This window comes from Ruegeria sp. CI8 (genome assembly GCF_056536865.1).
In genome coordinates this window covers 312130-329002 of record NZ_JBQFQL010000002.1, presented here as the reverse complement: position 1 = coordinate 329002, position 16873 = coordinate 312130, and the positions used below count along the sequence as shown (strand labels likewise).

Sequence of the window (16873 nt, the reverse complement as noted above, 5' to 3'; positions counted from 1 at the left end):
TTCCAAAGCGGGAGGCTTTACATGGACTTTGCAGGAAAGACGGTCGTCGTCATCGGCGGGACCAGCGGTATCAATCGGGGCATCGCCGAGGCCTTCGCGGCATCGGGCGCCAAACTGGCCGTGGCCAGCCGCTCGCAAGAGAAGGTGGACGACACCATCGCCGCGCTGAAGGCAGCCGGCGCGGCCGAGGCCATCGGCGCGGCCTTCGACGTGCGTGATACCGAGGCGGTCGCGGCAGGGCTGCAACAATTCCACGCTGCTCTCGGTGATTTCGACGTGCTGGTTTCGGGGGCGGCGGGCAACTTCCCGGCGCTGATGGCGGAAATGTCGGTCAACGCCTTCCGCACCGTGGTCGAGATCGACCTGATGGGCACCGTGCATGTTCTGAAAGGCGCCTATCCCTATCTGAAACGGCCCGGCGGCAACATCATCAACATCTCGGCCCCGCAATCCTATCTGCCCTACGAGGGCCAGGCCCATGTCTGCGCGGCCAAGGCGGGGGTCGATCAGATCACCCGCACCCTGTCGATGGAATGGGGCGTGGAAGGCATCCGGGTGAACTCGGTGGTGCCGGGTTTCATCGAGGGCACCGAGGGCGCCAAGCGTCTGGCCCCCACCCCCGACGCGGGCGAGCAGCTGCGCCGAGACGTGCCGCTGGGGCGCTGGGGCACGCCTCAGGACGTGGCCAATGCCTGTCTGTTCCTGGCCTCGGACATGGCCAGCTATGTCAGCGGTACGGTTTTGGCCGTGGACGGGGCGCTGTATCAGCGCGGCTCGGGTCAGTTCGGCCAGATGATGGGGCAGATGCTGCGCAGCATGAAAAAGGGGTGATCCGCGTCCGACAGGCTCGGCCGACCTTGTCGAACACAGGCAGGGCCGTGGCCGCTTGGCAAACCGCCCCTACTGCAACTGCAGGATATCCGGGATGCAGAGCTTTCTTTGTGCCGGCATCTGGTTTGCACCATCCGACCGCTTCAGCCTTTTCGGGCCGTCCTTGACTTTGACCTTGGGCTCAGCGAGCGCGCCCCTCAGGGTCACTGGCCACGGGCTGCGCGCAAGTGGCTCGCCAATCTTTCTTGGCTGGATGTTCAGGTCCAACACCTTGTCCGTCAGGTCGACAGCGCCAAAGACAACGACCTGAACATGATCTGTTTCCAGCGTCGTCTGTTTCGTCTCGATTCTTCCGTTGGAAATGCTGATCGGAGCGCGCAGGCACACGATTGGCGCCACTTTCTGTTTTTCCTTGGTAAATACCCAGGGAAGAATACCCAGCCCGGCCAGATCCAGAAGCTGGGTTTCGATCGAACCGTCACGCATGGAAACCGTAGCATTGCCACTCATGCTGCCAACGAATTGCTTGACGGTGTCCGTGCCCCCCGTAACCGAGAAATCTGCGTACACCGTACCGCTGGCGCCTTTCTTGAAGTTCAGGTTTTGCAGAAGGTCATCCAACTGCCATCCGCCCGCCTTTCCGGTCAGGGTCAGCAGATGTGCCTCATTCGAAAGATCCATTTGCCCGCTGACGTCGAAATGACCACCTCCGTATTCAAACTTCAGAGGTCCGGCCCGTAGCTCGTTTTCGTCCAGAGTCAGTTCGCTCTGCAGGCTGCTGATGCCCTTTGCACCCTCAATGTGACGCAGGTCTATGTCGACATCTACATTCACACCCGACAGCAAAATGGCCCGCCCGATGGGTTTGAGGGTCACATCCCTCAACGGACCTGTGTCACCGTCGCCTTGCTCGGCATCTTCCTGCTCCGGCGGTGAACCACCTATCTTGCGCAGTTGGGCGGCCGCCTGAACGATGGTCCGGATTTGGTCGATTTTTATCAGATCGCTCTCGATCGACCCCTGCAGCACGGGATCGCTTGTTGCGTCATCAAGATCCGCCGCGATTTTCAAGACCGACTCGGAAACCTCGACATTGGCTTTGGCATTCCAATCGGTGCCTTCACTTACCAGGTCGATTTCAAGATGGGCTCGACCGGTGTCCACCGGCTCCAGCGACAAGGCCTTCAGAAGATCTGCGCCCGACGGAACATCCACGTCGATTGCCAGATCCAGATTCTCGAACTTGAGGACATTTTCTACGGACCCGTGCACCTCCAGGCTCCAGACCTCGGTTTCGCTTGTCTGACCATCCAGATTGGTCAAAGCAAGCTGTTCGATGTTTCCGTTCAAATGAAAGTTTCCCGAAAACCTGCCCAGCTGGTCATCGGGGCCTAGCAGTTCGGGCGAGATCAGACTGCTTGCCGGAATATCGATCAAACCTTCGGCGGATACGCCCTGCAACTGCAACGCATCCTCGACCGAACCGGTCAGAATGATAAAAGGATCGGCGGGGTTTCCGATCCTCAAATTGATGTTGCCCACGCTCAGGGCGCCTTCGGGCGTTCTGGCAAGCTCGGAGAATTTGATCGGCGGCGGGCCCTCACCAGAGGTGTCCAGCGTGAAACCGTTCGTCTTGATGACCATCTGCCGTTGCGGGACCTGTCCCGGGACACTGTCGATGACCATATCCACGGCAATAAGCTTGAGGTCATACCGCGAGGCAGCCGGAGCCGGCTCGGCATCCTCTGGATACAGGCGAATGCGAGTCGTCAGAGAAACATCTTCCGGATTGCCCAATTCTCCGATTTGTCCGGTGACGGAAAGGCTTTGGCCACCATCCAGCTCGGCCAGAACAGACAGGTCATCAACCCGTGCGACGCCGTCTGCCAGCTTGAATGTTGCACCAACATTGCCCGAACCCTCCAACACGCGGTTGAGTTTCAAGACATCGAGCAGTTGACCCAATTGATCGACCTCAAAGGTCGCCTTGACCTGAAGGCCGGTCTCCACAGGAATCTGTTGGGCTTCAACCGAAATCTGATCAAAGTTCAATGCCACTTGGAACGGGTCCTGAGGCGGGAACGTGCCCTTCAAGTCAAAACTCTGACCGTTGAGCGACCCCGTTCCGACCGCCGAGGCAACATCGGTTTCGGCATCGCGCTGCAAAACCAGTTCTGGAAGCTGCAAGTCCAGCCCAATGCCGTTCAGGTCGTTCTGATAAAGTACCGTGACATCCTTCAGGTCGATCGTGCGATCCGTCAGGATACCGGCCAAAGGCTGGATCGGACGTTCCGAAGCCGTGTCGGTTTCGGCCCCGGTGCGCGAAAAGGACTGCCAGTTGGTCACGCCTTCTTCGTCTGTGATCAGGTTCAGATGAACCCCAGACACTGAAAGATTGCTCACCGACAGCTTGCTGTTCCACAGGTCCCGTGCAGATACGTCGAACTCGATCTGATCGATCGCTGCCAGATCCGCCTCGGCCTTGGGCGTTGCAGGAAGGACCAGTCCCGCTGCTGATACCTGCAACTGACGGCCAAGGCCCAAACGCACCTCATCCTCAATCAAGACCGGCTGACCCAGCTTCTTTGAGATCAGGTTCTCAACGAAACTGGTCCGCACCGACGAAAACAAAGCGGACGACAGAAACAGCCACGCCGCGGCAAAAACCACAAGCGCGACCGCGCAACAGATCAAGACACCTTTGACAATTATTCGCAAGTTATCCCTCAGTGTCCCGATTCAGCATGTGATTACCCTAGAGCATTTATCCATCATGTTAATGGAATACATGTTTCGCGCGCCTTCCGAGGCCACGAGATCGCCTTTGCCCCGGCCAACTCACCCTTTGGATTCACACAATCATCCAATTACTGCTATACGTGAATTCTTTTGCGAATGAGGGCATGATGAATTCACTGACCAGAATAACGCGTGGGATAGGTGTCGCTTTCAAGGACGGCAGAGTGAAAGGCATACTCGCCTTCACCGTCGGAATGATCCTTTGGGCGTCCGTGTTCTACCATTTTGTCGAGGGGTGGAGCTGGTTGGACTCCGTCTATTTTTCCGTAGTGACGATCTCGACCGTGGGTTTTGGCGACTTTTCTCCCGAAACCGCTGCGGGCAAGATCTTTACGATGGCGTACATAATCGTCGGTCTGGGTATCTTCGTCACCGCCGCGACGACCGTGGCCGACACGATCCTGTCCCAGGAGGATGAGACCCCGAAAAAATAGGCTCTGGCAAGGTGAGCCACTGCGTGCTTTGCGCCCCACGATCCGCTTGCAAATTTGGGGCTGAGTCAACCATCGCACTGCTGGGCATCCCCTAAAAGCTCAAAAAATATACATATTTGCTTTTTTGAGTGTAACATACGGAAAAACATACCAGGGGGATGGAATGGAAAAGACTCAGGACGCAAAGATTGTCGACCTCGCGATAAGGTTGCTGTTTCTCGGGCTGTTTCTCTACAGCGCCTTGGTCATGGTCGCCCCGCTTGCAAGCGTGGTCATCTGGGCCACAATTCTTTGCGTTGCGCTTTATCCGGCCTTCGATTGGCTTCAGTCCAAGCTGGGAGGACGAAAGAAGCTGGCAACGACGATCCTGGTTTTGCTGGGTCTGGTTCTCACATTGGGGCCGGTCGCAACGGCGGTGTCAGGGGCTGCGGAACTGGGGTCCGAGTTTGCCGAGCAGGCTGACAAGGGCGAGTTGAAGATACCTCCGGCGCCGGAAGGCCTGAAGGATCTGCCTCTGGTCGGCGCCAAGCTTGCCGATGCCTGGGGCATGTTCGAACGGAACCTCGATGGTGCGCTTGCAAAATACGGCGCGCAAATCCTCGAGATCACCAAATCGCTCTTTGGCAAAGTCCTGGGGATCGGAATCGGGCTTCTCGGCCTTGCGCTGTCGGTGTTGATCATGGGCGCCCTGTTCAGCCCCGGACCGGATCTGGTGCAGGGCCTTCAGCGCTTTGCCAACCGAGTCTTTGCGCCACGCGGCGGCGAATTCGTCACTCTGGCTGGGGCCACGATCCGGAACGTCACCAAGGGAGTAATCGGGGTTGCCGCCATTCAGGCCGTCGTTGTCTGGGTCCTGTTGGCGCTGTTCGGGATATCCTCGGCCGCGACGCTGGCGTTCATCTGCCTGATCCTCTCGATCATCCAGATCGGCCCCGGCCTCGTCCTTCTGCCGCTGGTCATCTATGCATGGAGTTCCATGTCCGGCGGTGCGGCGCTGATCTTCACCGTTCTGGCCATTCCCGTCAGCATAATGGACAGCTTCCTGCGGCCGGTTTTCATTTCAAAAGGCCTGGAGACCCCGATGCTCGTGATCCTCATCGGGGTGCTGGGCGGGATGATGGCCTATGGCCTGATCGGCATCTTCATGGGTCCGGTCTTGTTCGCCGTCTTCTACGAGTTGTTCAAGGTCTGGATCGACGCCTCACCAGCGACCGATGACACCGCCGAGGGAGCCGCAAAATGAGGAAGACGATCTGGACGACACTGGCCGTCATTCTCATCTTCCTCATCTGGTATCTGGTTGCCGACCGCAAGACGCCGTTCACCGGGAACGCACGGGTAAAGGCCGTGGCGACCCAAATCGTTCCGCAGGTCACGGGAACCGTGATCGAGGTATTGGTAGAAAACGGGCAGGTCGTCTCGGCCGGCGATCTGCTGGTTCGGATCGACCCGAGACCCTACGAGATTGATCGCGACAGAGCCCAGGCCGACCTTGAGGCGGCCACTCAGGAGGTCGGCGCATCCTCGGCCGAGGTAAGTGCGGCGCAAGCCAAGTTGGCCCGCGCGCAGAGCGATCTGGATACGATGCGCATTCAGACGGAGCGGGTCTTCGCGCTCGAGAAGAAAGGGCTGATTGCCATCTCGAAAGCCGACGATGCCCGAGGCCAGCTGGCCGAGTCCGAGGCGAACTATGAAAACGCCAAAGCAGATCTGGAGAAGGCCAAGCAAAGGCTTGGGGACGAAGGGAATGAGAATCCCAAAATCCAACGCGCCTTGGCGGCTTTGGCCGATGCCGAGCTCAATCTGGAATGGACCGAACTGCGCGCGCCGGCTACGGGCGTCATATCCAACTTGTTGATTGCACCCGGCACATACGCCCGGTCCGGCCAGGATCTGCTGACGTTTCTTGATGCGACGGACGTGTGGATCGAGGCGTATTTCACCGAGAACAATCTGGGGCGCGCCACCGTCGGGTCTCCGGTGGATGTCGTGCTGGATATGCACCCCGGTCAGATCATCCCGGGCAAAATCGAAAGCTTCAGCGCGGCGGTCTCGCTGAGTGGCGGCGACACACCCGGACAATTGGCAAGCCCGCCGAGCACCAAAGGCTTTCTGCGCGAACCTGAACGGTTTCCCGTGCGCATCATACTGCCGGGCTACGAGGCCGGAAGCGCGGAAGACGACCTCAGGTTTCAGTTGAACGGTCAGGCGGATGTCATCATGTACCTCAGCGACAACGGGATACTGAACGCGGTCGGTCGGACATACATTCGTTTGGTTTCGATCTTTTCTTATGCGTACTGAGGACAGACACGCCGTTTACAGACTTGCACTGGGTGTGACCGGCGTCTTTTCTCTGGGGCTTTTCCTTGGGTGGCCATTGGCGGTTGTTGGCGCGGTGTTCACCGCGCTCTTCCTTCAGGCACCTACCGCGTTGCCCCTGGCCGCGTTTGCGAAACTGTTCATCTTCTCGATTGCGTTGATGTTCGTTTCTTTCCTGCTCTCATCGGTTTTCGCGCCCTATCCGGTCGTGTTTCTGATACTGGTGGCGATCGGGATAATCCTGTCCTTCATATGGTCCGTGTCAGGCGCCGGTGTCCTGCCGGGCGTCATCGCCCTGATGGGGGCGCTGATGATCCCCAACCTCGTTCTGCAATCTCCGGATCTGGCGCTGGTGCTTGTATTCTGGATCCCGCTGAACCTGTTGTTTGCCGGTTTCGTATCGACGTTGATGTTCACGCTTATTCCGGCCGCCCCCCAGAACGCCACGCAGGCCAAAGCCGCATCCGCCGCTGACTTTGACAAGCATCGACGCATCGTCAGAATGTCTCTTGTCACGGTTCCTTTTGCCCTGGCATTCTTTGTGTCTGGAGCGTCTGCCCTGCTGGTTCTGTTCTTTGTGGCTCTTCTCAGCCAGCAGCTCGCTGCGATGCCTGCCGCCGGCAAAGCCGTGGCCAAGGCGATGCTGACGGCAAACCTGCTCGGCGCAGCCGCGTCCATCATCTGCTACGAAGTCAACGTCATCGCGCCGGTCATTCTCACGCCGATCCTGCTGTGCTTTTTCGCCTGTGTGACGCTGGGCGCGCTCGGCAAATCCCAGATCCCGCTGGCCGCCGCCGCCGGATCGGCCCTGACGACGGTCCTGATTGTCTACGGCGGGTCGATTTCACCGTTTTCGGACGAGGCCGATGTCAAAAGCATCACTCGCGTTCTGCAAGTCGCAAGCGCGGCCCTGTTCGTCATCATAGCCTACGTGGTCGTGGATGAGTTCTGGCCGGAAAAGAAACGCGAAAACCCGGTGAATGCATGACGCAGCCGCCAACTTTGGCGCCCGAGGCAAATTGGACTGACGTCAAAGTTGCAGGGGCGGCCCCAGAAACTCGATCTGCCATTTCTCGGAGAATGCATTCAGCACGTCCCGGTCGGGAACTCCGTCTGCCATGATGTCTCCCAGCCCGTTGAAGAAGGCGACCGTGTCGAAGGATGGCAGTATCATGACCAGTTGCCGCGCTGGCCCGTCGGAAAGATTGCGAAACGCATGCGCGGCGCCCCCGGGGATCGTGACGACGTCCCCTGTCTCTGCAACAAAACGCTTTCCATCGCACTCATAGAGATACCGCCCGTCCAAAACGCGAAAGATCTCAGTTTGTGGGTGACGGTGCAGGGGCGGGCCAAACCCCGGTTCATTTATTGTCTCTATGACCGATATATTCTCGTCGGTGGTGTCGTGCGGTATCCGGACAAACAACTGCAGTCCGATCGCCGGGACGTGGATGGGAGGGTCGGTCAACTTCGAATGCCAGAACTGGTAGGGCATCAAGGACCCCTCCTTCCTTACCCGCGAAAATCGTTCCGCTTCATGATGACATCTGTCCATCAAGTGAAACAAGCCCGACGGCGGACCCGCATGACCGTGAACGCCGTGCCGGTTTCACGGAACGGGTGGCGGATACGCTGACGATCCAGAGATTGCGCACGCTTCCGGATCACGGGGGCCCGGGGCGAGCGGCGCTGAATGGCCGCTCGTCGGGAATTCTGCAAAAGGCCTGCCGACTGCCGGCCCTTCGCGTCAGTTCGTGGTCTCTAGCCCCTCGGGTTTGCCCACCACCACGAAATGCAGCCCGTCCGGGTTCAGCAGCTCGGCCGCGACGCGGTTCACCTCGTCCAGCGTAACCGCGTTCACCTTGTCGTTTCGGGTCGCGATGTAGTCGATCGGAAGACCTTCCATCTGCATGCCCACCATGATGCCCGCGATCTGGGCATTGCCGTCAAAGCGCAACGGATAAGCGCCGGTCAGATAGGTCTTGGCGTCGTCCAGCTCTTTCTGGGTTACGCCTTCGGTCGCCGCGCGCCGCCATTCGTCGCGAATTACCTCGATAGCCTGCCCGATCCGGTCATTGGCCGAGGATACCGACCCCAGATAGACCGAGGCCAGATCCTTGGGCACCAGATAGGTCCCGACGCCATAGGTCAGGCCGCGTTTTTCGCGCACTTCCTGCATCAGGCGGCTTTCAAAGCCGCCGCCGCCGAGGATGTGGTTCAGGATGTAGGCTGCAAAGAAATCCGGATCGTCGCGGTCGATGCCCTTCTGGCCGAACAGCGCCACTGATTGCGGCGTGTCGAACTCGACCACCGTGACGCCACCGGGGATCGTTACCTCGGCATTCCCGGGAATCGGTTTGCCCGTTTCGGGAAGGTCCGACAACAGATTGTCCAGCAACGCACCCAACTCTTGGGGTGTGATGTCGCCCACTGCGCCCACATACAGACGGTCCTTGGCGAAGACGCCTTTGTATGCGTCGATGATATCGTCACGGGTCAGGGCCGATACGCTGTCGATCGAGCCTTTGCCGTTGGATCCATACGGATGATCGCCATAGGCCATTTTGGCGAATGCCTCACCCGCGATGTCATTGGGGTCGGTCTGTTCCGAGCGCAGCCCGGACAGGACCTGCGCCCGAACCCGGTCGATCGCGTCCTGATCAAAGCGCGGTTGCTGGATGGTGGTGCGCAGCAGCTCAACGGCGTCGTCCCGGTTTTCAGTCAGGAACTGGGCCGAGATCGCAACGCTGTCATCTGTGGCCCTGTATCCGATCGACGCCGCCAGGGATTCCAGCGCTCGCGCATAGGTGCGGGAATCCATGTCGCCCGCGCCTTCTTCGAGAAGGCCGCTCATCAGATAGACCGCGCCGCGTTTGTCGGGATCGTCCAGTGACGTGCCCCCGCGGAACCGCAGTTCCAGCGCAGTGAACGGGATCGAGTGATCCTCGACCAGCCAGGCCCGGATGCCGCCGGGCGAGGTGACCTCCTGAATCTTGATCTCGGCCCAGGCAGGCAGAGCGATCAGCAGGGCGATCAAGGGGGCAAGGAAACGGATCATTGGGTCACCTCGTCATCACGCATCAGCCAGCCGGTGACCGACGCTTCGGGCTGAAGCACCTCGCGCGCGGCGGCGATGATTTCTTCGCCGGTGACGGCCTGCAGGATGTCGGGCCAGGCCTGCACGTCCTCGACCGTCAGGCCGCTGGTCAGCGCCCGACCATAGCGGTTGCCGATTCCATCGACATTGTCTCGGGCATAGACCTGTGCGGCGCGCAGCTGCATCTTGATCCGGTCCAGATCATCCGGGTTGACGCCTTCTGCGATGAAATCGACCACCGCCTGATCCATCGCATCCTCGGCCTCTTGCAGCGACACGCCTTCAGCCGGAACAACGATCAGATCAAAGGTCGTGTCATCCAACGACACCCCACGATAAAACGCCCCGGCATATACAGCCAGTTGCTGCTCAAGCTGCAGTTTCTCGTTCAGGTAGGACGTGGTGCTGCCGCCCAGCAGCTCGGCCAGCATGAACAACGCCGCAGCCTTCTCCTGCGCACCGGCATCACGCTCGGGCGCGAGGTAGCTGCGCTGAACATATGGTTGCGACACCCGCGCATCCTTGAAGGTCAGACGCCGCTCGGCGGTCTGCGGCGGTTCCTGCGATCGGACCCGTTCAGGCAGGTCCGGGTTGGCGGGGATCACGCCATAATAGGTGTCGGCCAAGGCTTTGACCTCAGCCGGATCCACATCGCCGGTCACCACCAGGATCGCATTGTTGGGCGCGTAATAGGTCTGGTAGAAGGACAGCGCGTCCTCCATGTCCAAGGTCTCCATCTCGTGCTTCCAGCCGATCACCGGAACCCCGTAGCGGTGGTTGAGATACTGCGCCGCGCTCATCTGTTCGCCGAACAGGGCACGGGGGTTGTTCTCGGTACGCTGGTTGCGCTCTTCCAGAATCACGTCGCGCTCGGTGGCGATGTCGCTCTCGGTCAGCCGGATGTTGCGCATCCGGTCGGCCTCCATCTTCATCATCAACTCCAGCCGGTCGGCCGCGACGCGCTGGAAATAGGCCGTGTAGTCATACGAGGTGAAGGCGTTGTCGTTGCCCCCATTGGCCGCAACGGTCGCCGAAAGCTCGCCCGCCGCCATTGTATCGGTGGCCTTGAACAGAAGATGCTCGAGGAAATGCGCCACACCTGACGACCCGATCGGCTCGTCCGCCGATCCGGCCCGATACCAGACCATGTGCTGAACCACGGGCGCGCGGTGATCTTCCACCACGACGACATCCATGCCGTTGTCCAGGGTAAATGTGGTGACGGCCTCGTGCCCGGTTTCGGCCAAAACCGGGGTTGCGGTCATCAAAGCGGCGCAAAACGCCAAGGCCCGAGCCATGGGGCATCCTCCGTTTCGTTACGGTGTTCAAACTACGGTGACGCCGAACGGGTTCAAGAGCGATGACGGAAAGTTAAGAATTATTCATCCGGCGGCGACGAGGGTGTTTCCACGCCCTGTCTGCGCAAAGCTTCGGTCTGCACCTGGGGATCGATGGAATTGCGCTTGTAGACCTGCGAATAGCGGTCCACCTTGAACAGGCGCAACCGCGTCCAACGGCTTTGACGCTTGCGGAAATCCGCATCTTCCTGCGCCAGAACCTGGCGGGTGTTCGGGGAAACGCCATAGCGGCTGGAAGCCGTCACCAGCGCCCCGTCCGACGACGGAATCCCTGTGCCGGGGTTCAGCGCCCCGGGATTGCCACCCAAGGCAGCCACGGCATCGGCATTCGGGTTCGGGTCGGTCAGGTTCGCGCCACCCGGCGTCGGCGCGGGCAGGAACGCATAATCTTTGGGCTGGGTCAGTGGCTTGACCGGCATGACCGAAAACTCGTCCGGCCCGGGCCCTGGCGCTTCGAGATGGCGCAAGCCGATATTGGAACATCCTGCGACCGCAGCAGCAAGTGTCAGAGCAATAATGGCGCGCGGCATCCGCATCTTGGTCTCCAGCCTGTTTCAGGCGCTTTTATCGCATAACATCCGGCGCGTCACGAGGGCTTTTTGCCTTCGAACAGCACCAACCCGAGGGCACCCGCGAAAATGAACACGTCGGCGAGGTTGAAGACGAACGGGTTGTTGATGCCACAGCAGGACATGTTCAGGAAATCCAGAACGTATCCATACAACACCCGGTCAACCACGTTCCCCAACGCTCCGCCGATCAGCAATCCGCCGAAAACCAGCATCCGCCTTGATGCGGCCGTGCGCCAGAGCCAGACGAAAACGCCGATGCTGATGGCCAGCGAAATAGCGATGAGAAACCAGCGCGCGGCTTCGGAATTGCCCTGAAACAGGCCAAAATTGATGCCGCGGTTCTCGCCGTACCGAAAGGTCAGCAGCGGCGGCAGCACGTCGATGCCACCGGGCCGGTCGGCCACGCGCAACACGTGGACCACCAGGTACTTGCTGAGCTGGTCGATCACAAATGCGGCCAGCCCGGCCCAGAGCAGAACCCGGGTCCGCATCAGTGACGGAAATGCCGCATGCCGGTGAACACCATGGCCAGGCCGGCCTCGTTGGCGGCGGCGATCACCTCGTCATCGCGCATCGACCCGCCCGGCTGGATCACGCAGGTCGCGCCTGCGGCGGCGGCCTCCATCAGCCCGTCGGGGAAGGGAAAGAACGCGTCCGAGGCTACGGCCGACCCGATGGTCAGCGGCTCGGGCAGGCCCAGACTTTCAGCCATACGCTCGGCCTTTTTGGCGGCGATCAGGGCGGAGTCCACTCGACTCATCTGACCGGCGCCGACGCCCACCGTGGCCTCGTTCTTGACGTAGACGATGGCGTTCGACTTGACGTGCTTGGCCACTTTCCAGGCAAACAGCAGATCGCGCATCTGCTCAGGCGTGGGGGCCAGCTTGGTTACGACCTTGAGGTCATCCATCTCGATATGCCCGTTGTCTTTGTCCTGCACCAGCAGCCCGCCGGCCACCTGGCGCACGGTCTTGCCGCCGGCGCGCACGTCGGGCAGCGCTTCGGTGGTCAGCAGGCGCAGGTTCTTTTTGGCGGCAAAGATCGCCTTGGCCTCGTCGGTGGCGCCGGGGGCGATCACGACCTCGGTGAAGATGCCGGTGATTTCGCGCGCGGTTTCCGCGTCCAGCGGCCGGTTCAGCGCCACGATCCCGCCAAAGGCCGAGGTCCGGTCGCAGTCGAACGCCGCCTTGTATGCCTCGAGCAACGTGGCGCCCGTTGCAACGCCGCAGGGATTCGCGTGCTTGATGATAGCGCAGGCGGCGCTGTCACGCGGGTCGAACTCGGCCACCAGTTCAAAGGCGGCGTCGGTGTCGTTGATGTTGTTGTAGCTCAGCTCCTTGCCCTGATGCTGAACGGCTGTGGCGACACCGGGACGGCCCGAGCCATCGACATAGAACGCCGCCTGCTGGTGGCTGTTCTCGCCATAGCGCAGGGGTTGTTTCAGCTCGCCTGCGAACACGCGGCGCTTGGGGGTGTCGATTTGCAGTGCATCGGCCAGCCAGCTGGACACGGCCGCGTCATAGGCTCCGGTGCGGGCATAAGCCTTCTGCGCCAGCCACTGGCGGAAGCCCAGCGACGTCTTGCCGTAGTTTTCCTCGAGCTGATCCAGCAGGGCCGAGTAGTCTTCGACATCCACCACCACGTTGACGAAGGTGTGGTTCTTGGCCGCGGCGCGGATCATCGCGGGGCCGCCGATGTCGATGTTTTCGATGCATTCGTCATAGCCCGCGCCCTTGGCCACCGTTTCCTCGAACGGGTAGAGGTTGACCACCAGCAGGTCGATCGGGCCGATGCCATGCTCCTGCATCGCCGCCACATGGGCGTCATTGTCGCGCAGCGCCAGCAGGCCACCATGCACCATCGGGTGCAGCGTCTTGACCCGGCCATCCATCATCTCGGGGAACCCCGTGACCTCGCTGACATCCTTGACCGCAAGCCCCGCATCACGCAGCGCCTTGGCGGTGCCGCCGGTCGACAGCAGCTCGACCCCGCGGTCGGCCAGGGCCTTGCCCAGATCGATCAATCCGGTCTTGTCGGAAACGGAAAGCAACGCGCGGCGCACGGGGTGAAGGTCGGTCATGGGTCCAAAGATCCTTTTGGCTCAGTCGAAATCGGGCTCGTCCCGGTGCACGTCGCGCACGGCATAGGCTGTATCCTGCGCCTTGCTCAGCGTCCACCGGATGCGCGTCGCATACTCGATTGCGCGGCCGGATAGAACGATCTGTTTTGTCGCGCGGGGCTTCAGACGGCCTTTTTCCAGGTAAACGCTTGGCTCAAGAGACAATTTTCCGGCGCCGTCATGGCGAAAAACCCAGATCTCGCCGCTTTTGAGCGCCATCGACACCGCAGACCCCCCCAGATCCAGCGCTGCGTCCACGTCCGGATGCAGGTGAAACCGGATGTCAAAACCGATCCCTGACAGCTTGGATGCGTCAACCGCCCGGTCAAACTGGCGTTTTGCCTTGTCGGTGGCCGTCAGAAGGATGTCTTCACCGGTTACCTCGCGCCCGTCAAAGCGCAGCTCGATCGTACGGGCATGGGTAAGTCCGAACACCTTGGCGTACCCATCATGTCCCGCCATCACGCGCGCGCCTTCGAACGAATCCTCGAACTCCACCGGCACCTCGCTCGGGGCGTCCACCATTGCTTCGTTCGCGGTTCCCTTGGCCGGAGCGGCCAACCGGGCGCTGGAGTATCCATCCAGGCATAGGGTCGAGTGCGAAGGCGTGGCCCGCCCGGCCCGGCGCCACTCCAACCCAAAGCTTTCGCCCGAACCGCAGTTGACGATTAATGGCCGTCGCCCCGAGGTCAACTCGAAAGCCAGCGTCGAGGCGTGCGCCATGTACGAGGCCGCCCCTTTGGCCGGGGGTGCTGCGTCGATGATCACCGTGGTGCGGGCGGCGGCCAGACGGGCATAGCCCATGGTCAGACCTTTGACGGGTTTGGGCTTGACCCCGCTTTGGGCCAGCGCCTGTTCCAACCGGCCTTCTATACCGCGGCCACCGCCGTGAAACCGGGCCAACCCGCCGTCTGCATGACGCAGGCTGCGCAGGGTCGGGGCAATCCGTTTGATTGCTGCCGTCTGAGCGGCGGGCGTACCGCGCCCCACTTCGCTGAGCGCGGCGGATGTCCAGGCCAGTAGGGTAAAGACCTCGAGCAGTTCCTCCGGATTCCGCGTGGGAATGCCGCCTTGGGCGTCGATCTGAGCCTCGCATTCCCGCGCCAAAGCCCGAACAGCCGGGTCCGAGATGTCTTCCATTCCCTCCAGCGCCAAACCGGCCTGAACCAGGCCGGCCAGCGCCTCGAAACGGGGCAGCCCCGGTGTCGCCGCGTGCCAGCGTTTGGACAGGAACCAGGTCTGCTGTGACAGCGAGCGAAAAAACAGGCGGCTGTGGGCCTCGTCCATGCCGCGCAGCAGGAACAGCGCGTGGTTGATCCAGCGGATCAGGCGGCGTCCGGTCAGGTCCGGGGCCCAGCCCGGACCCTGCCCCTTGCCGTGGGTCTCGATCCAGCCCCAGACCCAGCGTTGCGCCTTTTCCCGTGCCGCGGCATCACCCACCGCGGCCAGATCGTCCAGCCAGGCAAACCCGTGGCGTTCAGCATCGAATGCGGCGTTGGGGGCCACGACCTCCCACAAGCCCGTGTCCGGGGCTTCGACAAGGTAACCCGCAAACAAGAGATTTCCCGCCACCAGTTGCCGCCCGCGCGCAAATGAACCGACGGTGCGCGGCTCGGGCTGACCGACAAATCCACCGACGGGTTTGCGGCGCTGGCTGAGGCGCGCGTAGAGACGGTTCTGAAACCGCACCCATCGGTTGGCCATGGTGTCCGAATTCGACATGACGTGTGTTGCTCTGCCCCTGCCGCTCTGCTGGCGTTTGAACCAACGATAGCCGGGCCGGTTCGTCAAGTCATCGAAAAGCGACCGGTCAGGCCGATTTGTTCAGGCAGGCGATGTAGAACCCGTCCATACCGCCCAGATCAGGCCAAAAATCGGGACGCAGACGCAACCCGCCTTCCTCGGTCAGCCAGTCGGACTGAACGCCGGGCACCTGCAGCGCGGCGCGGTCCACCTGCATGTCGGGATGTTGCGGCAGAGCCTCTTCGATCTGCACTTCGCCTTCGTCGGGCAGCAGCGAGCAGGTGCAATAGACCAGCCGCCCGCCGGGTTTCAGCAGGGTCCAGGCATGGGCCAGCATCCGGGCCTGCAACTCGATCAACCCGTCGAACTCGGAGCCGTCCTTGGCAAAGGGCAGATCCGGGTGACGCCGGATGGTGCCGGTCGCCGAACAGGGAGCGTCCAGCAGGATCGCGTCGTACTGGCCCTGGTGGTCCAGCGCGTCACCGGCGACCACCCGGGCCGACAGACCGGTCCGTTCAAGGTTTTCCCGAACCCGCGCCAGCCGGCCTTCGGAAATGTCCAGCGCGGTGACCTCAGCCCCCTCCGCCGCCAGTTGCAGCGTCTTGCCGCCGGGCGCGGCGCACATGTCCAGAACCCGCTCGCCGGGCCGGGGCGCCAGAATCCGCGCCGGCAGGGCGGCGGCGGCATCCTGCACCCACCAGTCTCCGGCCGCATAGCCCGGCAGGGCCGAGACCTGCCCCGCGTCAGCAACCCGCACCGAGCCGGTCGGCAGTTCGGTGCCCATGGGGATCGTTGCGCCGGGTTTTGGCGTCAGGTCCAGCGGCGCGCCGGCGAAATGGGCCTGCTCCATGCCCTTGACCGCCTCCGCGCCCCAAGCTGCGATCAGCGGCTCGCGCAGCCAGTCCGGCAGGCGCGGCACCCGCATCTTCGGCCAAGCGTCGGGGCCTTCGGCGGCGATCTTGCGCAGAACCGCGTTGACCAGCCCCTTGAGCCGCCCGTGCTTGCGCGAGCGGCCGACGATCTCGACCATCGCGTTCACGACGCCATGCGCAGCCTCGCCCTGGCACAGTTCGACCGTTCCCAGACGCAGCGCGTTTTGGACGGTCAGCGCCGGTGCGCGCCGCAGATGCCCCTCCAGCAGGCGGTCTGCGCGTTCAAGCCCGCGCAGGGTCTCCAGCGTCAGCCGCTGCGCCCGCGCGCGGTCTTCGGGGGCAAGGCGATCCAGCGCCCCGGCCGCCAGGCATTCGGACAGCAAGCGCCGCTCGCCCAGGATCTGATCCAGCAGATAGATGGCGCTGCGCCGCGCCGCCGTCGGGGTGTTGGACATGAAACCGCCTTTGCAAGGTTTGCGCCCGCATTGCCATCAGCGGACGAGGGCGTATATCAAGGCCATGCACGGAAAGGAACCCGATGTCATGAGCGACGACCGCACTGACCTGCCGCCCGCCGCCCAGCGCGCCTTGGCCGAGGCCGAAGAGCGCCGGCGCAAGGCCGAAGCCGAGGCCAAACCCCTGCCCAAGGAGCTGGGCGGGCGCGACGGCCTCGATCCCGCGCGCTATGGCGATTGGGAGAAGAAGGGCATCGCGATCGATTTCTGA

General features: G+C 61.8%; 15 protein-coding genes and 1 pseudogene. 6 read left to right on the top strand and 10 right to left on the bottom strand.

Annotated features, from left to right (window positions below; all coding sequences use genetic code 11):
* Positions 1-21: 21 nt before the first annotated feature.
* A complete protein-coding gene (locus ACR0DA_RS12255) occupies positions 22-831 on the top strand; it encodes an SDR family oxidoreductase (protein WP_480754216.1) in 810 nt (269 codons plus the stop codon).
* A 69-nt stretch (positions 832-900) separates the two neighbouring features.
* Here the strand turns inward: ACR0DA_RS12255 and ACR0DA_RS12250 are convergent, their stop codons facing one another.
* Positions 901-3549, bottom strand: coding sequence for an AsmA family protein (locus ACR0DA_RS12250; RefSeq protein ID WP_480754214.1), 2649 nt, complete (start codon positions 3547-3549; stop codon positions 901-903).
* Positions 3550-3794: 245 nt separating this feature from the next.
* On the opposite strand from ACR0DA_RS12250, the gene ACR0DA_RS12245 reads away from it, so the two are divergent.
* The 4 genes from ACR0DA_RS12245 (at position 3795) to ACR0DA_RS12230 (ending at position 7374) form a co-directional block, all read left to right on the top strand.
* Positions 3795-4064, top strand: a complete 270-nt coding sequence (locus tag ACR0DA_RS12245; RefSeq protein ID WP_315901678.1) for a potassium channel family protein — start codon at positions 3795-3797, stop codon at positions 4062-4064.
* Between the two features lie 163 nt (positions 4065-4227).
* Complete coding sequence (locus ACR0DA_RS12240; RefSeq protein ID WP_170341131.1) at positions 4228-5307, top strand: AI-2E family transporter; 1080 nt, start codon at positions 4228-4230, stop codon at positions 5305-5307.
* Positions 5304-6368 (top strand): HlyD family secretion protein, encoded by a 1065-nt coding sequence (locus ACR0DA_RS12235; protein WP_170364749.1) that lies wholly within the window; start codon positions 5304-5306, stop codon positions 6366-6368. The genes ACR0DA_RS12240 and ACR0DA_RS12235 overlap by 4 nt, the downstream gene beginning before the upstream one ends.
* Positions 6358-7374 (top strand): DUF2955 domain-containing protein, encoded by a 1017-nt coding sequence (locus ACR0DA_RS12230; protein WP_170391239.1) that lies wholly within the window; start codon positions 6358-6360, stop codon positions 7372-7374. Before ACR0DA_RS12235 ends, ACR0DA_RS12230 begins: the two co-directional genes overlap by 11 nt.
* Before the next feature lie 42 nt (positions 7375-7416).
* Here the strand turns inward: ACR0DA_RS12230 and ACR0DA_RS12225 are convergent, their stop codons facing one another.
* The 9 genes and pseudogenes from ACR0DA_RS12225 to ACR0DA_RS12185 all read right to left on the bottom strand — a co-directional run bounded on the left by ACR0DA_RS12225 (position 7417) and on the right by ACR0DA_RS12185 (position 16602).
* Positions 7417-7560 carry a hypothetical protein gene (locus ACR0DA_RS12225; protein WP_244952302.1) on the bottom strand — a complete coding sequence of 48 codons (144 nt, stop codon included), beginning with the start codon at positions 7558-7560 and terminating at the stop codon, positions 7417-7419.
* A gap of 6 nt (positions 7561-7566) precedes the next feature.
* Positions 7567-7881: pseudogene (locus tag ACR0DA_RS12220) on the bottom strand (cupin domain-containing protein); the annotation flags it as partial.
* 252 nt (positions 7882-8133) lie between these two features.
* Entirely contained in the window at positions 8134-9444 is a 1311-nt protein-coding gene (locus ACR0DA_RS12215) for a M16 family metallopeptidase (RefSeq protein ID WP_480754211.1), read from the bottom strand.
* Positions 9441-10781: a M16 family metallopeptidase gene (locus tag ACR0DA_RS12210; protein ID WP_480754209.1), complete on the bottom strand. Its 1341-nt coding sequence runs from the start codon at positions 10779-10781 to the stop codon at positions 9441-9443. The genes ACR0DA_RS12215 and ACR0DA_RS12210 overlap by 4 nt, the downstream gene beginning before the upstream one ends.
* A gap of 80 nt (positions 10782-10861) precedes the next feature.
* Positions 10862-11377 carry a DUF3035 domain-containing protein gene (locus ACR0DA_RS12205; protein ID WP_480754208.1) on the bottom strand — a complete coding sequence of 172 codons (516 nt, stop codon included), beginning with the start codon at positions 11375-11377 and terminating at the stop codon, positions 10862-10864.
* A 50-nt stretch (positions 11378-11427) separates the two neighbouring features.
* A complete protein-coding gene (lspA, locus tag ACR0DA_RS12200) occupies positions 11428-11904 on the bottom strand; it encodes a signal peptidase II (protein WP_480754206.1) in 477 nt (158 codons plus the stop codon).
* Positions 11904-13493 carry a bifunctional phosphoribosylaminoimidazolecarboxamide formyltransferase/IMP cyclohydrolase gene (gene purH / locus ACR0DA_RS12195; RefSeq protein ID WP_480754204.1) on the bottom strand — a complete coding sequence of 530 codons (1590 nt, stop codon included), beginning with the start codon at positions 13491-13493 and terminating at the stop codon, positions 11904-11906. Before purH ends, lspA begins: the two co-directional genes overlap by 1 nt.
* Positions 13494-13514: 21 nt before the next feature.
* Positions 13515-15254, bottom strand: a complete 1740-nt coding sequence (locus tag ACR0DA_RS12190; protein ID WP_480754202.1) for a heparinase II/III family protein — start codon at positions 15252-15254, stop codon at positions 13515-13517.
* Between the two features lie 88 nt (positions 15255-15342).
* Positions 15343-16602, bottom strand: coding sequence for an RsmB/NOP family class I SAM-dependent RNA methyltransferase (locus ACR0DA_RS12185; RefSeq protein ID WP_480754200.1), 1260 nt, complete (start codon positions 16600-16602; stop codon positions 15343-15345).
* 88 nt (positions 16603-16690) lie between these two features.
* Here ACR0DA_RS12185 and ACR0DA_RS12180 point away from each other — a divergent pair, with 88 nt between their 5' ends.
* Entirely contained in the window at positions 16691-16873 is a 183-nt protein-coding gene (locus ACR0DA_RS12180; RefSeq protein ID WP_170364414.1) for a DUF1674 domain-containing protein, read from the top strand.